The organism is Paraburkholderia ginsengiterrae (assembly GCF_001645125.1).
GTDB classification, from domain to species: domain Bacteria; phylum Pseudomonadota; class Gammaproteobacteria; order Burkholderiales; family Burkholderiaceae; genus Paraburkholderia; species Paraburkholderia ginsengiterrae.
In genome coordinates this window covers 1-18,612 of sequence record NZ_LXKA01000344.1, presented here as the reverse complement: position 1 = coordinate 18,612, position 18,612 = coordinate 1, and the positions used below count along the sequence as shown (strand labels likewise).

General features: G+C 61.9%; 18 protein-coding genes and 1 pseudogene. 5 read left to right on the top strand and 14 right to left on the bottom strand.

Features of this window, described 5'->3' with window-relative positions:
- Nucleotides 1-4: 4 nt before the first annotated feature.
- From tssG to A6V37_RS40225, 4 genes are read right to left on the bottom strand one after another with little or no spacing between them, the layout of a single operon-like run.
- Complete coding sequence (tssG, locus tag A6V37_RS29245) at nt 5-1,111, bottom strand: type VI secretion system baseplate subunit TssG (protein ID WP_082902725.1); 1,107 nt, start codon at nt 1,109-1,111, stop codon at nt 5-7.
- Complete coding sequence (gene tssF / locus A6V37_RS29240; protein ID WP_064286590.1) at nt 1,108-2,934, bottom strand: type VI secretion system baseplate subunit TssF; 1,827 nt, start codon at nt 2,932-2,934, stop codon at nt 1,108-1,110. The genes tssG and tssF overlap by 4 nt, the downstream gene beginning before the upstream one ends.
- Before the next feature lie 15 nt (nt 2,935-2,949).
- Nucleotides 2,950-4,530, bottom strand: coding sequence for a type VI secretion system protein TssA (gene tssA / locus A6V37_RS29235; RefSeq protein WP_064286598.1), 1,581 nt, complete (start codon nt 4,528-4,530; stop codon nt 2,950-2,952).
- Between the two features lie 12 nt (nt 4,531-4,542).
- The gene (locus A6V37_RS40225) at nt 4,543-5,370 is read right to left on the bottom strand and encodes a type VI secretion IcmF C-terminal domain-containing protein (RefSeq protein ID WP_423213124.1); all 828 of its coding nucleotides are present in this window, start codon (nt 5,368-5,370) and stop codon (nt 4,543-4,545) included.
- A 69-nt stretch (nt 5,371-5,439) separates the two neighbouring features.
- On the opposite strand from A6V37_RS40225, the pseudogene tssD reads away from it, so the two are divergent.
- The 3 genes and pseudogenes from tssD to tssE form a co-directional block, all read left to right on the top strand.
- A pseudogene (gene tssD / locus A6V37_RS29225) lies at nt 5,440-5,715 on the top strand (type VI secretion system tube protein TssD); the annotation flags it as partial.
- 149 nt (nt 5,716-5,864) lie between these two features.
- The gene (tssH, locus tag A6V37_RS29220) at nt 5,865-8,600 is read left to right on the top strand and encodes a type VI secretion system ATPase TssH (RefSeq protein WP_064268236.1); all 2,736 of its coding nucleotides are present in this window, start codon (nt 5,865-5,867) and stop codon (nt 8,598-8,600) included.
- A gap of 11 nt (nt 8,601-8,611) precedes the next feature.
- A complete protein-coding gene (gene tssE, locus A6V37_RS29215) occupies nt 8,612-9,034 on the top strand; it encodes a type VI secretion system baseplate subunit TssE (RefSeq protein WP_064268219.1) in 423 nt (140 codons plus the stop codon).
- Nucleotides 9,035-9,104: 70 nt separating this feature from the next.
- Here tssE and A6V37_RS29210 read toward each other — a convergent pair whose 3' ends face one another.
- From A6V37_RS29210 to A6V37_RS29190, 5 genes are all read right to left on the bottom strand, one after another.
- Nucleotides 9,105-9,923 carry an ABC transporter permease subunit gene (locus A6V37_RS29210; RefSeq protein WP_064268220.1) on the bottom strand — a complete coding sequence of 273 codons (819 nt, stop codon included), beginning with the start codon at nt 9,921-9,923 and terminating at the stop codon, nt 9,105-9,107.
- The gene (locus tag A6V37_RS29205; protein WP_064268221.1) at nt 9,923-10,852 is read right to left on the bottom strand and encodes an ABC transporter permease subunit; all 930 of its coding nucleotides are present in this window, start codon (nt 10,850-10,852) and stop codon (nt 9,923-9,925) included. The genes A6V37_RS29210 and A6V37_RS29205 overlap by 1 nt, the downstream gene beginning before the upstream one ends.
- Nucleotides 10,849-12,015, bottom strand: coding sequence for an ABC transporter ATP-binding protein (locus A6V37_RS29200; RefSeq protein WP_064268222.1), 1,167 nt, complete (start codon nt 12,013-12,015; stop codon nt 10,849-10,851). Before A6V37_RS29200 ends, A6V37_RS29205 begins: the two co-directional genes overlap by 4 nt.
- A 92-nt stretch (nt 12,016-12,107) precedes the next feature.
- Nucleotides 12,108-13,208, bottom strand: a complete 1,101-nt coding sequence (locus A6V37_RS29195) for a polyamine ABC transporter substrate-binding protein (protein WP_064268223.1) — start codon at nt 13,206-13,208, stop codon at nt 12,108-12,110.
- A gap of 305 nt (nt 13,209-13,513) precedes the next feature.
- Nucleotides 13,514-13,762, bottom strand: a complete 249-nt coding sequence (locus A6V37_RS29190) for a hypothetical protein (RefSeq protein WP_157447909.1) — start codon at nt 13,760-13,762, stop codon at nt 13,514-13,516.
- 78 nt (nt 13,763-13,840) lie between these two features.
- Between A6V37_RS29190 and A6V37_RS29185 the strand changes: the two genes are divergently transcribed.
- A complete protein-coding gene (locus A6V37_RS29185; protein ID WP_064268225.1) occupies nt 13,841-14,044 on the top strand; it encodes a DUF1289 domain-containing protein in 204 nt (67 codons plus the stop codon).
- Between the two features lie 19 nt (nt 14,045-14,063).
- Here A6V37_RS29185 and A6V37_RS29180 read toward each other — a convergent pair whose 3' ends face one another.
- Both A6V37_RS29180 and A6V37_RS29175 read right to left on the bottom strand, forming a co-directional pair.
- Nucleotides 14,064-14,720: an OmpW/AlkL family protein gene (locus A6V37_RS29180; RefSeq protein WP_064268226.1), complete on the bottom strand. Its 657-nt coding sequence runs from the start codon at nt 14,718-14,720 to the stop codon at nt 14,064-14,066.
- A gap of 70 nt (nt 14,721-14,790) precedes the next feature.
- Nucleotides 14,791-15,981 (bottom strand): NAD(P)H-dependent flavin oxidoreductase, encoded by a 1,191-nt coding sequence (locus A6V37_RS29175; RefSeq protein ID WP_064268227.1) that lies wholly within the window; start codon nt 15,979-15,981, stop codon nt 14,791-14,793.
- A gap of 179 nt (nt 15,982-16,160) precedes the next feature.
- On the opposite strand from A6V37_RS29175, the gene A6V37_RS29170 reads away from it, so the two are divergent.
- Entirely contained in the window at nt 16,161-16,634 is a 474-nt protein-coding gene (locus tag A6V37_RS29170; RefSeq protein ID WP_064268228.1) for a hypothetical protein, read from the top strand.
- Here A6V37_RS29170 and A6V37_RS43245 read toward each other — a convergent pair.
- From A6V37_RS43245 to A6V37_RS29160, 3 genes are all read right to left on the bottom strand, one after another.
- On the bottom strand, nt 16,606-16,695 hold the full coding sequence (locus A6V37_RS43245) for a hypothetical protein (RefSeq protein WP_106408239.1): 90 nt from the start codon (nt 16,693-16,695) through the stop codon (nt 16,606-16,608). The two genes, A6V37_RS29170 and A6V37_RS43245, sit on opposite strands and share 29 nt — an antisense overlap.
- 23 nt (nt 16,696-16,718) lie before the next feature.
- On the bottom strand, nt 16,719-18,311 hold the full coding sequence (locus A6V37_RS29165; protein ID WP_064268237.1) for an ABC-F family ATPase: 1,593 nt from the start codon (nt 18,309-18,311) through the stop codon (nt 16,719-16,721).
- 83 nt (nt 18,312-18,394) lie between these two features.
- On the bottom strand, nt 18,395-18,612 hold a 218-nt coding region (locus A6V37_RS29160), incomplete at its 5' end, for an NAD-binding protein (protein ID WP_157447908.1).

Here is an 18,612-nt window from a genome sequence, read left to right as displayed (position 1 = left end):
AGAATCAGGCAGAAGGTGCAAGGAACGGGTTCGGTCCCGGCGCCGGAAACGCTTCATAAGAACCGAGCGGAATGGTGATCAGACGCTCTTCGTCTGAAGGCAGCACGGTGGTCCAGGCAAGCCGTGGCGCCGGACCTTCGTGCACCACACCGACTTTCGGTGCGGGTGCGATTCGCGACGATACTTCCATGCGCAGGAATACGTCGGCCTTCGTCCCGGCGTACAAGCGGATGAAGGCCGTCAGCTCGCGATGCAGCCATGCGCCCGGCAACAGGTCGTGAGCCTGTTCGGCGGATGCGGGCCGCAACGTCACGCGGGCTGCCCGGCTGCGATAGGTAAGCCGCGTGCCCAGCACGTAGCCACCACCAAGGCCACGGCGCCTGCCTTCACCTCGCGTGTTGTCAACACCGCCTCTGGACGTGAGTGGCTGCGGCTGGCCTGCGCCCTTGAGGGTCGGAAAGAACTCATCGACACGAACCTCGACGCCGGGTGCGGCGAGTGCGACGACACCGGCAAGACCTTCAGGCGTGCGCGTGCGCTGGATCAGCAGGCCCAGCAGCGTAAGCACGCGCGAGTCGGGCAGCCCCACTCGCGCAGGCTTCTCACCCCAGCCGAAACCTGCCAGAGACAGTAGCTTGCGTGAATGCGCATCGGTGCCGCCGGGACGGAAGCCGATCGGATAGCGATATTTTTTCCACGCGCGATACAACAGCGTCACGATCCGATGATTGAACTGGTCGAGGAACGCTTCGAGAGCTTCGTGTCCTTCCGTTCGCAGCACGATGTCGTCGACCATGTACGAGGGCATAGCCGCATCCACGCCGTACAGCCCCATGAACGTCGTGCGCACCGTCGGTGGGGCGTTGGGTCCGTACCTGAGGCCCTCCTCGTCGAACTCCGCTGACGCGATTTCACCCGCCGGAAAGCCGACGCGAGCTCGCGGGCGAAACCTCACGGGTTCATGTTCGGGCGTGTCCCGTGTACCGAAGCCGGGATGTTCAGGCACGCGCACTTCGAGCAGCCGGCACAACTGCATGAAGTTCATCAGCGGCGCCCGGGCGAGCAGCGACGCGACCAGCGGCTCCAGGTTGGGTAGTTCTGCCGGCTTCATAGCGGGGAGCGCTGCGCCTTGCTGCGCGGCCATTCGGTGCGCTGCTGTGACGGCAGGCTGACGATCGCGAGCTTCGTGAACAGGTTGATTTCCGCATACAGCGCGAAGAACCGGTGCAGCAGTTCACCGAACAGCATCACATCGCCTTCGCCCGCGAATGCGTGACTGTCGAGCGTGACCTCGATCAGCACACCCCGCTCGACCGAACCGCCCGACACTTCTTCAAGCAGTTCCTCCGACACGTGCAGGATGCCCGCGAGGCGCCGGCGGTTCAGCTCGTCATTGGTCCAGTCGTAGAGCGCCAATGCGCCACGCAGCACTTCCGCGTCCATCATCGACAGGAAGTTCGGCGCGAGGTGCGACAGCACCCGCCACTGGAAGCGGTCGCCGGTCGGGGGATAAAGCGGCAACGTCGGCGCCGCCAGATTGCGCACGGCCGAAACGTTCGGCGTGCTCTCGCCCAGTTCGTTGATGCTCGCTTCGCGCAGGCCCTTTCTAGGCAGCAGGCCATTGGTGCCGGTCACCTGTAGCGACAGGCTTTCCTCCGGCAGATCTTCGATGTTCTCCCAGGCGTGCCCGCCGAATATGAGCCACGTATCGTGCAAGCCCGTCACCCCTTGACGTACTCGCGTGTGAAAGTACCGTTCCGGTGCTTCGTGTCGAAGCATGCCGCCGCGATGCCGGAACGTGGCGAACGGCACGTACTCGTAGCGATGTGCGCTCGCGTGATCGAACGACGCGACCGCGTCGACCGAGTAGGTCTCCACGTGTTCGCCCTGGTGGCCAGCGGGCACGACCCGGTATTCCGTCTCGTGGTGATTGACCTGAACCTGCTCGGCGTCGAGCGGAAACAGATTGATGACCGGCGTACAGAAAAGCCGCACGTTCTCCGCAGTGAAGCGCTGATCGGACGGATAACTGTGTTTGAGCACGATTTCCAGTTCGAAGCTGAAGGCGTTCGCCGGCAGTTTTGCGAGGTCCAGACCACACAAATCGACGAACAGGAATTTCTCACGGAACGTGAAGTATTCGAGCAGCAGCTGAAAGCCCGAGAAGGCGGCTTCGGACTTCGGCCACAAGCGCTCCTCGGTCGAAAACCCCGCCGCTTCGAGCGTCCCGTCCGGAAGCGGCCGTGCTTCGCCCGCAGCCCGGCCCTCGTGCGCTTCGGGGATACGCCATGCGACCGAATCGACGTGGCGCGTGAGCGCGAGGTGCATCGCGAATGCGGTGGGCAGATCCGCGTTCAGGTACAGGGGCAGTCTCGACAGATCGGTGGCCTCACGTCGCGCCGAGTGGTCGATCGCGAAGTGCAGCCGGATCACTGACCGGCCGTCGTGACGCACGTCCGGTCCCGCATGCGTCAGGCGCACCGGCTGGAGCGCCACGGCCTGAGTCGTGCGATAGATGCACTGCACGGTTTTGGGCATTGTGCCTTCCATGCCTGCCGACGGTGGCGTCACGAGCGGCGCCGAGCGCACCGGCACCCCGGCGGGCACCGTTTCCGTCTTCTGCAACTTCTCCTCGAGCGGAAACAGCTCCACGATCGACAGCGACGGAATCATGCGCAGATAGTGCGGCCACAGCAGACTTACGAGCCCCTCGGTCAGTTCCGGCAGTTCGTCGTCGAGCTTCTGCTGCAAACGCCCCGTCAGGAATGCGAAGCCTTCGTACAGGCGTTCGACGGATGGATCGCGATCGCCAACGCGATCGAGGTTGAGCATGCGTGCGCGGTCGGGATGCGCTCGCGCGAATTCTTTGCCGGACTCCCGCAGATAGCGCATCTCAGCTTCGTAGTAGCGCAGGATTGAATCGTCTTGGTCCATGGAAACTCGTTGTTGTTATAGCGCGAGGGTTCGCGCGGGATCGAGCACGGTCAGCTCACCCTGGAGTTGCTCGATGCGGCGTGCAAGCGTGGGCTTGTCCGCTTCCTTGCGGGTGCTCATCGTCTTGAGCGCCTTGATCAGTTGGTGCTTCACTTCGAAAGCGAGCGCCGGCTCCCAACGCGCGAGCGGTACGGCGTGTGTGGCGGCGTCAAGTTCGGCCAGCAGCGGCAACGCGGCATCGGTGCGGCCGGCGTAATCAGCAAGGCGCGCCATCACAAACCGCTGCAGATAGCGCTGGCGTTCGGTCCTGAGGCCAGGGAGCGTTTCGAGCCACGCGAACGCGGCCTCGAGGCTCTGGCTTGCGGCAAGATCTCTCGCCTGCGCCTCGATCTCGGGCCAGTCGCCGGACGCACCGTTGGCACTGTCGGCCGAGACTGGTAGCGGCGTGACAGTCTCGCCCGCCTCGATGTCGCGTACGACCGCGTGCCGAGCGATCCATTCGAGCGTCGTGTCGTCAGCGAATGCCGTACCGTCGTTGAATGCGAGCCGTTCGATTCCGGGCAGGCGTTCAAGGAATAGCGCGAAGTCCGCCCGCAGGAGTTCGCGCCAGGCGTTATACGGTGCGCCGACATGGTCGAGCGCGACATGCTGGAAATACTGCAGGTCGAACCATAGGTGATTCACGCCTTCCATGAATGCGCCTTCGACACGCTCGAGCAGTTCGTGCCAATGCTTCTGCAATACGAGCCGCGTCATCTGCTGGCGCAATTCGGTGCGTGGCGGGACAAGCCGCGTGCGGAACTGAGCGTCCGCGGGCGGAACCTCATGCAGCGTGTCCCAGCGTACGCTACGCACGAGCCGCGCTGACGGCAGGTAGCCGTTTTCCTGATCGCGCAGCCATGTCGCCATCGTGCGCGCCTGGTCCAGCAGGTCGCGCGTTGAAGACACGGTGCCGGCTGCTTTGCCCGTGGCGCCCTGCGATGTCGGCTGCGGTGAGTCCGCTTCCTGACCGGCACCGTGCGGCGACTTGTCGTTGCGGTCAAAGCGCGTGACGAGCGGTTGCAGATTCGGGCGCGCCGCTTCGGGCCACTCGCTGGTACGCACGACGAGCAGGTTCAGCGCTGCGATCGTGCGCTCGAGGTCTGCCGGCGCGAACTCGCCCCGGCTTCCGAGCAGATCGACCATACGTGTGGTCGCGAGTATTTCGAGCGCACCCTTCTTCGTTTCGGCACGTGCCGGCAGCAGCGCAACACCAAAGCGGTCGACCAGCGCCGCGCACAACTCCACGCCGTCCGCAAAGCCTGCCGGGCCGTCCTGGCGCAATCGCGCGAACGTGTAGTAGCCGGCCACGCGCAGATCCTTGCCGGTCTCCCGGATCAGCTGCTCGCACGAGCGCACGATCAGGGCGTCATCGATGTCCGTGAGCTTCGCGGCTTGGTCCTTCAGCTCGAAGAACGCATCCTCGTAGCCGGGATCGCGCCCGCAGGGAAGTTCGCCGGGAAATGGCACGAGCCACGATGACCAGACGTCGGTTCTTGCAGAGGGCAACGCAGGCGCCGGGTTTGTGCCCAGCAGGTTCTTGACGAAATCAGTAATCACCCGTTGACCTCAATAAGCAAAAGCATCGGCCAGCAGGCGATGGGCACTGGTCAAAGCGGATTCCAGCCGGAATGTCTCGGGTGGTTTCGATTCAGACAGCGGTCGGCCCTCGTTGGGTTCCAGCCACGTTGTCGTCGGTGTCGCCTGGCTTGCCGCAGGCTTCGCGGCGCTTTCCGAGACTTTGGGCGCAACAGGCCGGGGCCGCTTTGGCGCACTGGCCGCTGCTGCATGATCGGCGCCTGCATGCAGGGGGACGCTGTCAGCATTGCCGGTCCGGCTGGCGCCACCTGGCCAGCCGGAGGGAAACGGCACCTCCGCAAGCCTGGCGGATTCCAGCATTGCTGCCGGCAGCGGCGGCGGCCCGCCAAGCGGCTGCGGCTGCGCGCCCCGCGACAACCCGGTCAGGAAAATCCGCTGCGGCAGGGAGAAATGCCGGAGGACGAGCATGTCGAGCGGACCCGCGCCGGCTTCGCTGCGCAGTTGCACCTTCAACGGGATGCCCTGACTCTGGTCCGGCGTCCAGGCAAGCAGATAGCGTGCGTTGTCCTGCGGCGTGACCTTCGCCCGCTCGAGCAGCCGGATCAGTCCGAAGCGGCCCTGTGTATCGAAGGTCGATCGTAGTCCGGCTTCCTCGGTCTGCCATTCGACGCGCGAGATGTTCTCCAGTGTGTCGCCCGGCCAGACGAACGGCGTCCACTCTTCCTTCTGGTTGAAGTAGTGCAGCTCCCGGCTCGACAGCACGAACTTCATGTCGGTGACGCCTGGCGTCGGCACTGCGCGCAGCTCGAAACGCACGCGCGCATCGCCCGATGGAAAGAGCGAGGTCGACACGCGCATGAGTGTGTTCAGCGCAGTGAGGAAGGTTGGGTCGATCGTCAGCGAGTTACGGCCCGTGCCCTGCGCGGGTACCTGTACAAGGCAGTGACGAGCGGTCAGACGCTGAAGTCGATCGAGATCAGGTGGTACAAGATCGACGACGCAGGCAAGGAAAAGGAGTACTTCAACACGAAGCTCGACAATGTGAAGGTCGTCGCGGTCAAGCCGAAGATGCACGACATCAAGAATCCGGCATTTGAGAAGCACAACCACCTCGAAGAGATCGAACTGCGCTACGAGAAGATCACATGGTCCTACAAGGACGGCAACATCATCCACGCCGACAGTTGGAACGAGCGCTCGTAAGGCTCCCGGAGATGCTGGCGCAAGCCTTCTGATCCTCCGCATTTCCGCGTGTGTCAGCGTCCTTTCGCCAGCTCACCCTAGGCGCGCTGGCGCTTTTTATTCATACGCCGGAGCCAGTCCGGCCCCGGGCTCTCTTTTTCGTGACCATCATGACGCTGCGCGACTCCACGCATCTGCTTCGCAAGCTCAACCCGCACTGCGCGAGCGCGCTCGCCAATGCCGCCAGTCTGTGCAACGCCCGCCTGCACGGCGAGATCACGCCAGAACACTGGCTGCTGAAATTGCTTGAACAAGGCGACGGTGATATTCCCGCGATCCTTCGGCATTACGAAATTGACATCGACACGGTGTGGGACGCGCTTCTTGCATCGATCGAGCGGTTGCCGCGTGAACTTCGTGGCAAGCCTGCTCTGTCGCGTTCGCTCGCTGAAATTCTGAAAGGTGCATGGCTTCTTGCATCCGTCGCCGGCAATATGCCGACGATACGCTCGAGTCATGTGTTGCAGGCGCTGGCCGACTCCCCCCATTGCCTGCGCGCCACCGACGCGTGGCCGCTGCTATCCATCAATGCAGCCCAGATCCAACGGCTTGCCGCAGTGATCGACCGGCATTCGGTCGAAGCCAATGACAATACCACTGCTGCGGCAGTTGACAGCGATTCACCCCGCGAGACAACCGGCGCCGAAAACGAAGCGCATCCGGGCACATCGACGAAACCACAGCCCCACACGCGTGCGCGGCAACCAGAGGGCGAGGCCTTGGCCCGCTTCACCATCGATCTGACGGCAAGGGCCCAGCGCGGTGAGATCGATCCGGTGTTCGGGCGCGATCGCGAAATCCAGCAGGTTGTCGACGTCCTCGCGAGGCGCCGAAAGAATAATCCGATCCTCGTTGGCGAGCCCGGCGTGGGCAAAACCGCGCTTGTCGAAGGACTGGCGCTTCGCGTCGCTGAAGGTTCGGTGCCGAATGTGATCCGCGACGTGCGCATCCTGACGCTCGATCTGGGATTGTTGCAAGCCGGTGCCGGTGTGAAGGGCGAATTCGAGCAGCGCCTGAAAAACGTTATCGATGAAGTACAACAGTCGGAAGCACCGGTGCTGCTCTTCATCGATGAGGCGCATACGCTGATCGGCGCGGGCAACGCGACCGGCGGCGCCGATGCGGCAAACCTCCTGAAACCGGCCCTCGCACGCGGCGAACTGCGGACGATCGCCGCGACCACCTGGTCCGAGTACAAGGAGTATTTTGAGCGCGACGCAGCGCTCGAGCGGCGCTTCCAGGTAATCAAGGTCGAAGAACCCGACGACGACACCGCCTGCCTGATGGTGCGTGGATTGGCCAGTCGCTATGCGAGACACCACGGCGTACATATCCTCGATGAGGCCATCACGGCAGCGGTCAACCTGTCACGCCGCTATATCCCGGCCCGCCAGTTGCCGGACAAGGCGGTCGATCTGATCGACACGGCGGCCGCGCGGGTGCGCATGGGACTGGAATCGCCGCCGGCTGAACTTCAGCGGGCGAACGCCGCGGTTGCCGCACTCGAACTGGAGATCAACACACTCGCCGCGGACCAGCGGGCGGGTGCGCAAAGTCTGCAGGAGCGGCATGACGCCCTGCAAACCGCGCTCTCCGATGCCCGTACGGAACGGGATACGCTACATCACCGCTACACACACGAGCTTGAACTGGTCAACGCGGTGCACACGCACCGCAATTCGCATCGCGACGCACCGGACCATGGCAACAACGCGCTTGCCATCGCCAGACAGGCCGTGATCGACGCACAAGGGAAAACGCCGCTCGTCTTTGTCGACGTGGACGCACAGGCCATCGCCCGCGTGGTCGCCGAGTGGACCGGCGTGCCGGTTGGCAATCTGCTCGAAGACGAGCTGACCGGACTGCTCGCGCTCGAATACCATCTCGCCACCCGCGTAGTCGCCCAGAACGACGCACTGACCGCGCTTGCCGAAAGCCTGCGCACAGCGAAAGCAGGCCTGAAAAACGACCATTCGCCACTGGGTGTATTCCTTCTGGCGGGACCATCAGGAGTGGGCAAGACCGAAACGGCGCTCGCGCTTGCGGACCTGCTGTTTGGCGGCGAAGCCGCTCTAACGACAATCAACATGTCGGAGTATCAGGAGGCTCATACCGTTTCGCAACTGAAGGGCTCGCCTCCCGGTTACGTCGGGTACGGACGTGGCGGCGTTCTCACCGAAGCCGTCCGGAAGCGACCCTATAGCGTGGTGCTGCTCGACGAAGTGGAGAAAGCGCATCGGGACGTGCTCGACATGTTCTATCAGGTGTTCGACCGCGGCACGATGCGCGACGGCGAAGGTCGTGAGATCGACTTCCGCAACTGCGTGATCCTGATGACGTCCAATCTCGGCAGCATGCAGATCGACGAAGCCACGGCGGAGAACCCGGCAATCTCGCAGGCCGAATTGCTCGACGCCATCCGTCCGCAGCTTGTCGGGCATTTCCAGCCCGCGCTGCTGGCCCGCTTCCAGACGCTCGTCTACCGCCCGCTCGACGCTACGGCACTCGCGTCGATCGTGCGTCTGAAGGTCGAAAAGGTCGCCGAACGTCTGCGCCGCCGTTACGACGTGGTGCTCACCTGCGATGACGCGTTGACCGGCTCGCTCGCACAGCTTTGCCTCGCACGCGAATCTGGTGCGCGCAACGTCGATGCGTTTCTCAATCAGCGCATTCTTCCTGCCGTATCGCGCGAGCTTCTGGCGCGCATGGCGAAGGACTTGATGCCGGCTGAAATTAGGCTGTCGATGTCCGCTGACGAAAGTCTCGTGATTGATTTCCTGGATCGTCAAGACATCGACTCTCCTCCAAACTCGACCGCCGACGATCTGGTTGCGACCAGTCTGTGAAGGAGCGCGTGATGCCCATTGGCCCTTCCCTGTACGATAAGCTGCTTGGCCAGATCGGTGGTGAGCCGCTAGACGCCTACGACGACAGGACACTCGAGATTCTGAGCGTGCAGCAAAACATACGCCGCATTCTCAATTCACGAGCGGGCGCACTCAAACATCTGCCCGATTATGGACTCCCGGATCTCACGAACATCTACAAGGCGCTACCCGCTTCGGCACATCTGCTCAAGCAGCAGATGGAGGCCACTCTGCTGGTGTATGAGCCGCGCATCCGGTCAATCGACGTGGAGTACCTCGACAATCCCGACCCTGGCGTTCTGGTGAGCTACGAAATGACGTGCCATCTGAAGAAAGCCGGACTTGTGCGCTTCGGCACTTACTTCGAGCCGCCTGGGCGTATGCGCGTGCAGCGGATTCAGGGCGCGCGTTGAATCAGAGGGGCGGGAGAAACGGGTGTGTGGTCCAATACGCTGACCCCAAAGCGCCGTCCAAGGAAAAAACCTAAACCGCCATCACAGCCCTCTTCCTCTCCGCCCGCTGCATAAAATAGTTCGCAGCCACAACCCCAACGGTCACCACAGCAATAAACAACGTAGCCAGCGCGTTCATCTCAGGATTCAACCCAAGCCGGACCCGGGAGAAAACCACGAGCGGCAGCGTTGTCGACCCAGGTCCGGACAAAAACGCCGACAACACCAGATCGTCAATCGACAAGGTGAACGACAACAGCCAACCCGACACAAGCGCCTGCGAGATCAACGGCAAGGTAATGGCAAAAAACACCCGCAGCGGCGTAGCCCCAAGATCCAGAGCAGCTTCCTCGAGCGAAGGATGCAACTCCTTCACCCGCGACTGCACGATAATCGCCACATACGAAATACACAGCATCACGTGCCCGATCCAGATCGTGAAAATGCCACGCCCGGCGGGCCAACCCAGCCATTTGGCCATTTCGATAAACAGCAGCAGCAACGAGATGCCCTGAATCACCTCGGGAATCACCAGCGGCGCGTTAATCATCCCCGTATACAGCGTGAAACCGCGAAACCGCCCCATGCGCGCCAGCACGAAACCAGCCCACGTGCCGATAATCACTGACGCGAACGCCGTCAGCAACGCCACCCGCAACGACAGCCACGCCGCTGCGATCAGCTCGCTATCCTGCAACAGCGCCGCATACCAGCGGGTCGAAAAGCGCGTCCACACCGTGACCAGTTGCGATTCGTTGAACGAATACACGATCAGGCTGACGATCGGCACATACAAAAAGAGAAACCCGATCCCCAGGGCAATGAACTGCAAAATCCGGTTCGGCTTCATTAGCGCTTTTCCTCCATCGCCTTTGCCTGCGAGTACTGGAAAAACGCCATCGGCACCAATAGCAGCAACACCATTGCGCACGTCACGGCGGACGCCATCGGCCAATCGGCATTGTCGAAGAACTCATTCCACATCACGCGGCCGATCATCAACGTGTTCGCGCCGCCCAGCAGTTCGGGAATCACGTACTCGCCTACCGCGGGAATGAACACCAGCAGGCAACCGGCAATGATGCCGTTCTTCGAAAGGGGCAACGTGATCTGCCAGAACGCCTTCCACGGCTTCGCACCCAGGTCGTAGGCGGCTTCCAGCAGCGTCATGTCCATCTTCACCAGATGCGCATACAGCGGCATAACGAGGAACGGCAAATACGAATAGACCATGCCGATGTAGACGGCAGTATTCGTGTGATACAACTCGATCGGCGTGTGAATCAGCCCGATCGACATCAAGAAGTTATTCAGCAGTCCGTTATTCTTCAGAATCCCGATCCACGCATACACGCGAATCAGAAACGACGTCCAGAACGGCAGCATCACGGCCATCATCAGGAGGTTACGCGTGGCCGGATTCGAGCGCGCGATGTAATACGCCATCGGGTAACCGATCAGCAGACACAGCAGCGTCGAAATCGCGGCGACCACCACCGAGTTCACATAGGTCGCGAAATAGAGGCTGTCCGTCAGCAGAAACGCGTAATGCGACAGGTCGAGCGTAATGTGGACCGCGCCTTCCGCAACGGTGGCCAACTCGGTGTACGGCGGAATGCCAAGCTGCAGGTCGGCGAAGCTGATCTTCACGACCAGCAGGAACGGCACGAGGAAAAACAGCAGCAGCCAGATGAACGGCCCGGCCACCACCGCCGTGCGGCCGGTCAGGTTGAAGCGGCGCACCGGCCACATCGCAAAAGAATTGAGCGCGCGCTTCATGACGTCAGCACCACTCCGGCCGATGCGCTCCAGCGCACATACACTTCGTCGCCCCACGTGGGCGGATCGATCTCGGTCAGCGCGAGACTGGTCACGTTCGCGATCACCGTTTTGCCACCGTCGAGCTTCACGTGATAGAGCGAATAGCCGCCCATGTAGGCAATGTTCGTGACGACGCCCTTGCCCCAGTTGTACACGCCCTCCGGCGGCTTGCGCGTGAGCGCGATGCGCTCGGGCCGCACCGAAATGGTCACGGGCATACCGAGCGGCCCGGTAATGCCGTGGCTTACGTAGAGGCGAACCGGCAGATCGGGGGTTTCGACGAACACATGGTCAGGTTCGTCTTCGACGACATTGCCGTCGAACAGATTGGTCGAGCCGATGAATTCCGCCGAGAAGCGGCAATTCGGATATTCGTAGACCTCGTGCGGCGTGCCGAGCTGAACAATCTCGCCTTCGCTCATCACCGCGAGGCGGTTCGCCATCGTCATCGCCTCTTCCTGATCGTGCGTCACCATCATGCAGGTCACGCCGACCTTGTCGAGAATGTTGATGAGTTCGATCTGCGTGCGCTGACGGATCTGCTTGTCGAGCGCGGACATCGGTTCGTCGAGCAGCAGCAGCTTGGGCCGTTTGACGAGCGAGCGCGCCAGCGCCACGCGCTGCTGCTGGCCGCCCGAGAGCTGGTTCGGCTTGCGCTTGGCAAAGCGCCCCATCTGCACGAGTTCGAGCGCGGTCTGCACGCGCTCCTTCAATTCGTTCTTCGGCACGCCTTCCTGTTTCAATCCGAAGGCGACGTTCCCCTCAACCGTCATGTGCGGAAACAGCGCGTACGACTGGAACATCATGTTGACCGGCCGGCGATACGGCGGCAATTGCGCAAGGTCCTCGCCGTCGATCAGGATCTTGCCCGAGGTCACCGTTTCGAGCCCGGCCATCATGCGCAGCAAGGTCGACTTGCCGCAGCCGGAACTACCGAGCAGCGCGAACAGTTCGCCCTTCTTCACCGACAGGTTGACCTCTTTAACCGCCACGGTCTCGCCGAACTTCTTCACCACGTCGACCACCTGGACAAAATTGTCCGTAGCGTCGTTCGTTACGGCGTTCAGGCCAAGGGACGGCGCGACGGCCCCTGCCAACGCACCCGACTGGTCACTACTCATCACAATGCTTTACTCCGGCGTTTGACGAACAAAGCCCCCGGTGGACACCGAGGGCTTCTTGATGATGCTGATCTGCTTACCCAGAGCGCGGGTTAGCGGCCGGACTTGAATTCAGTCCACAACCGCGTTTGCAGCCGCTGGATTTCCGGCGGCAGCGGCTTCAGCAGGAACAGGGTCTTGATGACTTCAGGCGACGGGTACACCGCCGGGTCGTTCGCCACGTCCTTGTCCACGTACTTGCGCGCTTCGAGGTTGGCGCTCGGGTAGTAGACCTCGTTGGTGATCGCGGCGTGCACCTGCGGCGTTTCGATGTAGTTGATCCACTCGAGCGCGGCTTCCTTGTTCTTTGCGTCTTTCGGAATCGCCATCACGTCGAACCACACCGGCGCGCCACCCTTCGGAATGTAATACTCGACCTTGTAGGGCTTCTTCGCTTCGACCGCGCGGTGCTTGGCGATCACGACGTCGCCCGACCAGCCGTACGCGAAGCACACGTCGCCGCCGACCAGGTCATTAATGTAGCCCGACGAGTTGAACTGCGTGATGTACGGGCGGATCTTCTTCATCATGTCGAGCGCGGCGCGGTAGTCGGCCGGGTTCGTGCTCATCGGATCCTTACCGATGTAATGCAGCGCGGCGGCGAACATCTGGTCCGGTGCGTCGAGCACCGATACGCCGCAAGCCTTCAGCTTCGAAATGTTCTCAGGCTTGAAGAGGACGTCCCAGCTGTCGAGCGGCACGTTCTTGCCGAGAACCTGCTGGGCCTTGGTGACGTTGTAGCCGAGCCCGGTCGTGCCGTACGCCCAGGGCACCGTGAATTTGTTGCCCGGATCGGCGCCGGCCACCAGCGCCATCAGCGACGGGTCGAGGTACTTCAGGTTCGGCAGCTTCGATTTGTCGAGCGGCGCAAAGATGCCGGCGGCGATCTGCTTGCCGGCGTAATTGCTGGTCGGCACGACGATGTCGTAGCCGGAATTGCCGGTCAGGAGCTTGGCTTGCAGCGTGTCGTCGCTGTCGTAGTTGTCGTACTTGACAGTGACGCCGGATTGCTTCGTGAAGTTCGGAATGGTGTCCTTGGCGATGTAATCGGACCAGTTATATACGTTCAGCTGCGTGTCTTTCGCAGCGGCCGTCAACCACGGCGTCGCGCACAGCACCAGCGCCGCCACTTGCCCTACCACTCGTCTTTTCATTCCGTTCTCCGATCCTGGCCGGCTCCGGCCAACCGTCATCACCTACGCCGCGGCGCGCTCGCGCACGGCTCCCCTGAAAAACCCGAAAAGTACCATCAATTATTGCGCGCTTCAAAAAAAATGCCAGGCTGTCGCGCAAACGGTACAGCGTATGCCGCACCGCAAGAAAATCCGGCGCAATTTTAGCGGGTTATGGGCGTGTGTCTACCCAAAAATACACCTGTGTGAAGCGGGCTGTTATCTGGTTGTCAAGTTGTTGCCGCGCCGGCTTGCCGGGTGGCGCCCGGTTGCCGTCTTTTTTGATTCTATGCGGTGCGGCTCAGGTTGTAGCGGGCGCCCGCCACACGTCGCCCGGCGATGCACAATCGGGCATGGATGCCGCCTGGTGGCGGGCCGCTCGCGCTGGCGCGGGCATCCGCCGCATTCATTGCCTTGTGCAACGGCGCGTTGTTGTGGCAATTGGCTTTCGGCGGATAAACCCAGGGGCCTTTGAACGAGCTTTGTTGCCAAAGAGGCACGGCGAAACCTGCCAGATACGCGTGACTGACAGCCATGCGGTTGACCTCGGCGAGGCGCAGGCCCCGCATCGGTTAACATAGCGGAACTCTGCTTCTCCGCCCCCAAGGTTTCCGATGGCTTCGACTCTTCACGCTCTTCCTGACAGCCCGTGCATCGGCGTCTGCTCCACGCTTTTCGACGAAGTGTGCAAAGGCTGCGGCCGCACCGCTGCCGAAGTATCCAACTGGGTTTTCCTCAGCGACGAGGAAAAGCGCGCGGTGTGGGTGCGCATCGAGCAGGAAGGCACGGCCATGCGCTTCGCGAACGACAAGCTCTAGCATTGAGCCGACGCGGTCATCAGAACCGCATACCGACACCCAAACCGACCACCACCGGATCGATGCTCAAGCGGCCGAGCGGCTGACCGCCGAGCGATGCATCCGTATGCATCCAGATCTTCTTGATGTCCGCGTTGACGAACAGTGACTTGGTCACCTGCACGTCGACGCCGGCCTGCAGCGCGGGTCCCCAACTGTGGTTGGTGATCGAGATCGGCTGGCCACCCGCGTTCAGCCCGTTGTTATAGAACAGCGTGTAGTTGAGACCCGCACCGACATACGGACGGATACGCCCGGCGTGATTGAAGTGATATTGCAGCAGCAGCGTGGGCGGCAATACGTTCACGCCGCCGAGACCGCCGAGGCTCGATGTCAGTTGATGGCGCGACGTGCCGAGAATCAGCTCGACGCCGAGGTTGTCGCGGATCATGTAAGTCAGATCCAGCTCCGGCACGATGGCGTTGTTCACGCCCACGTTGAGTGCTGTCAGCGACTGGGTGGTGCTCACGTTCGGCATGATGCTGATGGCGCGCAAACGCACCAGCACGTCGCCAGCGTGAATGCCGTTCATGGTGTCGTCGCCGGCGGCATGCGCCTGCGGCGCAAGCGCGCATGACAGGCCGGCTGCAATGGCGGCAGTCCTGAATCTGAATCTGTTCCTGAGCGAGTGCTTCATGTGCTTCCCCGAGTGTTGTTAGGCATGCGGGGATTGTCGAAGCGCTCGCCCTGCGGCACGTTGACCCTTATCAACCCAGCGAAAATGCCTGTCGCCCTGCGACAGCCGGTCGCGTCACACCGGTGAGCAGCAGTTCGAGCAGATCGTGGACACTCCGAATGGCCGTGCCGAATGGCAGAGCCTCGCGGCCGCGGAAGAAGAGACCATTGGCCACGTCACCACGCAATGCCGCGACGAGTCGTGTGTCGATGCAGAAGTGGCCGAACTTTTCGATACCGTCGCGCCAGCCGCAGGCGCTCAGACATTCGAGCGCGGTCGGACATGCGTGTTCGAGCGCGCCGGCTTTCGCGCGGATTTTCGTTTCGTGGCGCAGATAACGGGTCAGCCATGGCGTTTTCACCGCGCGCGCGGGCAAGCCCGTCACGCTGACGAATTCGACGATATCGTCGGGCGTGGCCTCGGCCAGCACACGTTTGAAATTCGGATGCGCGTCACCTTCCTCAGTGACGGCGAACGGCGTGCCGAGTTGCACGCCGCTTGCGCCCGCGTCAAGCAGCGCGCGCACGGCATCGTGACTATTGATGCCGCCCGCGACGATCAGCGGCACGTCCTGGCGATTCAGACCAAGCGAAGCGAAAACCGTGGCGAGTTCTCCGAAAATGCGCGCGAAGTCGAAACGTTGATCATGCAGATCGTCGAGATGGCCGACGCCGAGATGGCCGCCCGCGTGAGCCGGATGTTCGATGATGACCGCGTCGGGCAAACGGCCTTTTTTCATCCACTTCTTCAGCACGATCGCCACGCCGCGGCTATCCGACAGAATGGGAATCAGGGCAACGTCGTGGCCCTGGGTCATGTCCGGCAGGTCGAGCGGCAAACCCGCGCCCATCACGATCGCGTCGGCGCCGTTCTCGCAGGCGACGCGCACGTAGTCGGCTTGCGCGCTGACCGCTTTCATCACGTTGACGGCGATCATGCCGCGCCCTTCGCTGAGTGCCTTGGCCGCGTGGATTTCGCGCGCGAGCGCCGTCAGGTTGGCCTGTTCGAGCGTGGCGCGATCCGGCGACTGGCGGCAGCGCTCGGCGAGGTCGTGATGATGATGCCGCAGATCGATGCTGGCGATGGTGCCCAGCGCGCCTTCGCGGGCGACGCTGCCGGCGAGGCGGTGGGCTGAGATGCCGACGCCCATGCCGCCTTGCACGACAGGAAGCAGCGAGCGGCCGCGAATGACGAGCGGCGGGAACGAGTGAGAGGTGAACATGGCTGGCCCGATGGCGGATTATCGAAGCGCAGATAATCGTCGGTCGGGCCCAGCGTGGTTTGCTTCAGATCAATGAGCCTGCCGGTAGCTCGAGCGCACGTGTTGGCGGGTTGATGCCGGTCATCTGGATGTATGCTCGGGATTGAAAAATACGCGCTCAATCCGCACGGGGGGACAAGATGAACAGGCTCTTTACGCCGTTTTTGATGTTGCTAGTCTGCTTCGTCGGCCGATCATACGCCGACGAAGATGTGCCACGCTTTGATGATTTTCCCGTCAAGGACGTCTTTAAGGGTAAGCCGGCAAAAGTCAAAATCGTCTCGCCGAAAGACCGCGAGTTTTCAACCCGGCTACATGAGCTAAGCGGCCAGAAACCCAATTTCGCGGGGCATTACACCCTCACGAGCTGGGGCTGCGGCTCATCCTGCATTCAGACTGTCGCCATTGATGCCAAAACTGGGAACGTCGTGTGGCTTCCCTTTACGGTGTGCTGCTGGGACGTCGACGTGAACGAACCCATTGAGTTCAAACGCAGTAGCAGTCCGATTGTCGTTCACGGAAGCCGCAACGAGGCGGGTGGAGGTGTGTACTACTACCGCCTGGAAGCGTCGAAATTCATTTTGCTCAAGGCCATCGAAAAGCCGGCGCCATAACCGGCCGGGCGTAAAAAAACGCGCCGATAACAACCGCTATCGGCGCGCCCTTTCTTGTCACCAGGACAGGTACAAATCCAGCGCTTACTGCACGCCCTGGCTCAGCAGGAAGTCTTCATAGTTCCCGCCAAAGTCGTTCAGCGTGCCATTCGTCTTCACTTCGATGACCCGGTTGGCCAGACCGCTCACGAACTCACGGTCGTGCGAGACGAAAATCAGCGTGCCTTCGAACTTGTCGAGCGCAATCTGCAGCGACTCGATCGATTCCATGTCCATGTGGTTGGTCGGCTCGTCCATCAGCAGCACGTTGTGGCGGCCCAGCATCAGCTTGCCCCAGATCATGCGGCCTTTCTCGCCGCCAGAGAGCACCTTGACCGACTTGCGGATGTCGTCGGCATTGAACAGCAGGCGGCCGAGCGTACCACGCACCATCTGCTCGTCGTCGCCTTCCTTGCGGTAGCCGTCGATCCAGTCCATCAGGGTCACGTCGTCCGGAAACTCTTCATACGTATCCTGCGGCATGTAGCCGACATTCGCGTTCTCGGCCCACTTCACCGTGCCGTGATCGAGCGTCAGCTTGCCGAGCAGCGAGCGCAGCAGCGTGGTCTTGCCCGCGCCGTTCTCGCCGATGATCGCGATACGCTCGCCCGGCTGCACGCTGATGCTGAAGTCGTTGAAAATCTGACGCTCGTACTTCTTCGAGATCTTCTCCGCCACCACCGCGATGTTGTGCAGCTTCTTTTCGTACTCGAAGCGGATAAACGGGTTCTGCCGCGACGACGGCTTGAATTCCTCGATCTTGATCTTGTCGATCATCTTCAGACGGCTGGTGGCCTGACGCGCCTTCGACTTGTTCGCCGAGAAGCGGCGCACGAAGTCCTGCAGGTCGGCGACACGCTCCTTCGCCTTCGCGTTGGCGTTCTGCTGACGCTCGCGCGCCTGCGTGCTCGCCAGCATGTAGTCGTCGTAATTGCCCGGATAGACCTTCAGCGTGCCGAAGTCCATATCGGCCATGTGCGTGCAGACCTGGTTCAAAAAGTGACGATCGTGCGAGATGATGATCATCGTCGAGTTGTACTGGTTGAGCACGTCTTCCAGCCAACGGATCGAGTTGATGTCCAGGTTGTTGGTCGGCTCGTCCAGCAGCAGCACGTCCGGCTTCGAGAACAGTGCCTGCGCCAGCAGCACGCGCAGCTTCCACCCCGGCGCCACGTTGCTCATCGGGCCGTTGTGGTCCTCGATCGCGATGCCGATGCCGAGCAGCAGTTCACCCGCGCGCGCTTCTGCGGTATAGCCGTCGTACTCGGCGAACTTCGCTTCGAGTTCGGCCGCGTGCATGTAGTCGTCGTCGGTGGCGTCCGGGTTCGCGTAGATCGCGTCGCGCTCGGTCATGGCGGCCCACATTTCGGTGTGGCCCATCATCACGACGTCGAGCACGCGCACGTCTTCGTACGCGAACTGGTCCTGACGCAGCTTGCCGAGACGCACGTTCGGTTCGAGCATGACATTGCCCGAGCTCGGCTCCAGGTCGCTGCCCAGAATCTTCATGAAGGTGGACTTGCCGCAGCCGTTCGCACCGATCAGGCCATAGCGGTTCCCTTCCCCGAATTTGACCGAGATGTTCTCGAAGAGGGGCTTTGGCCCGAATTGCATGGTGATATTGGCGGTAGACAGCACGGCGCGTCCCTTTGAATGTGATATCGGCGAAAAACCCAATATTTTAGCAGGTTATCGCGAAACCGACCCGCGCGTGCGTCGAGCTACCGGCTTTGCGCGCCACGCGGCGTCTGCAGGACGTCGATGAAGGCCGACAGGTCGGCCTCGGCGAGCCCCATCGCCGCGCCAAGCCGCAGCAATTGCTGAACCGTCGACGCCACCGGCATCGGCGTGCCGGTCTCGTAAGCGGTCGCGGCGACGGTGTCGATATCCTTTTGAAAGGTTCGGAACGCGCCGACCGGCTTGAGGCCACTTTGCGTCA

What these genes read in the sequence shown, in the direction of transcription:
- tssH (WP_064268236.1), top strand. Translation starts at nt 5,865, where the DNA reads ATGACGCTGCGCGACTCCACGCATCTGCTTCGCAAGCTCAACCCGCAC.
- A6V37_RS29180 (WP_064268226.1), bottom strand. Translation starts at nt 14,720, where the DNA reads ATGAAGCACTCGCTCAGGAACAGATTCAGATTCAGGACTGCCGCCATT.
- A6V37_RS29205 (WP_064268221.1), bottom strand. Translation starts at nt 10,852, where the DNA reads ATGAAGCGCGCGCTCAATTCTTTTGCGATGTGGCCGGTGCGCCGCTTC.
- tssE (WP_064268219.1), top strand. Translation starts at nt 8,612, where the DNA reads ATGCCCATTGGCCCTTCCCTGTACGATAAGCTGCTTGGCCAGATCGGT.
- A6V37_RS29210 (WP_064268220.1), bottom strand. Translation starts at nt 9,923, where the DNA reads ATGAAGCCGAACCGGATTTTGCAGTTCATTGCCCTGGGGATCGGGTTT.
- A6V37_RS29175 (WP_064268227.1), bottom strand. Translation starts at nt 15,981, where the DNA reads ATGTTCACCTCTCACTCGTTCCCGCCGCTCGTCATTCGCGGCCGCTCG.
- tssF (WP_064286590.1), bottom strand. Translation starts at nt 2,934, where the DNA reads ATGGACCAAGACGATTCAATCCTGCGCTACTACGAAGCTGAGATGCGC.
- A6V37_RS29190 (WP_157447909.1), bottom strand. Translation starts at nt 13,762, where the DNA reads ATGGCTGTCAGTCACGCGTATCTGGCAGGTTTCGCCGTGCCTCTTTGG.
- A6V37_RS40225 (WP_423213124.1), bottom strand. Translation starts at nt 5,370, where the DNA reads ATGCGCGTGTCGACCTCGCTCTTTCCATCGGGCGATGCGCGCGTGCGT.
- A6V37_RS29195 (WP_064268223.1), bottom strand. Translation starts at nt 13,208, where the DNA reads ATGAAAAGACGAGTGGTAGGGCAAGTGGCGGCGCTGGTGCTGTGCGCG.
- A6V37_RS29185 (WP_064268225.1), top strand. Translation starts at nt 13,841, where the DNA reads ATGGCTTCGACTCTTCACGCTCTTCCTGACAGCCCGTGCATCGGCGTC.
- A6V37_RS29200 (WP_064268222.1), bottom strand. Translation starts at nt 12,015, where the DNA reads ATGAGTAGTGACCAGTCGGGTGCGTTGGCAGGGGCCGTCGCGCCGTCC.
- A6V37_RS29170 (WP_064268228.1), top strand. Translation starts at nt 16,161, where the DNA reads ATGAACAGGCTCTTTACGCCGTTTTTGATGTTGCTAGTCTGCTTCGTC.
- tssG (WP_082902725.1), bottom strand. Translation starts at nt 1,111, where the DNA reads ATGAAGCCGGCAGAACTACCCAACCTGGAGCCGCTGGTCGCGTCGCTG.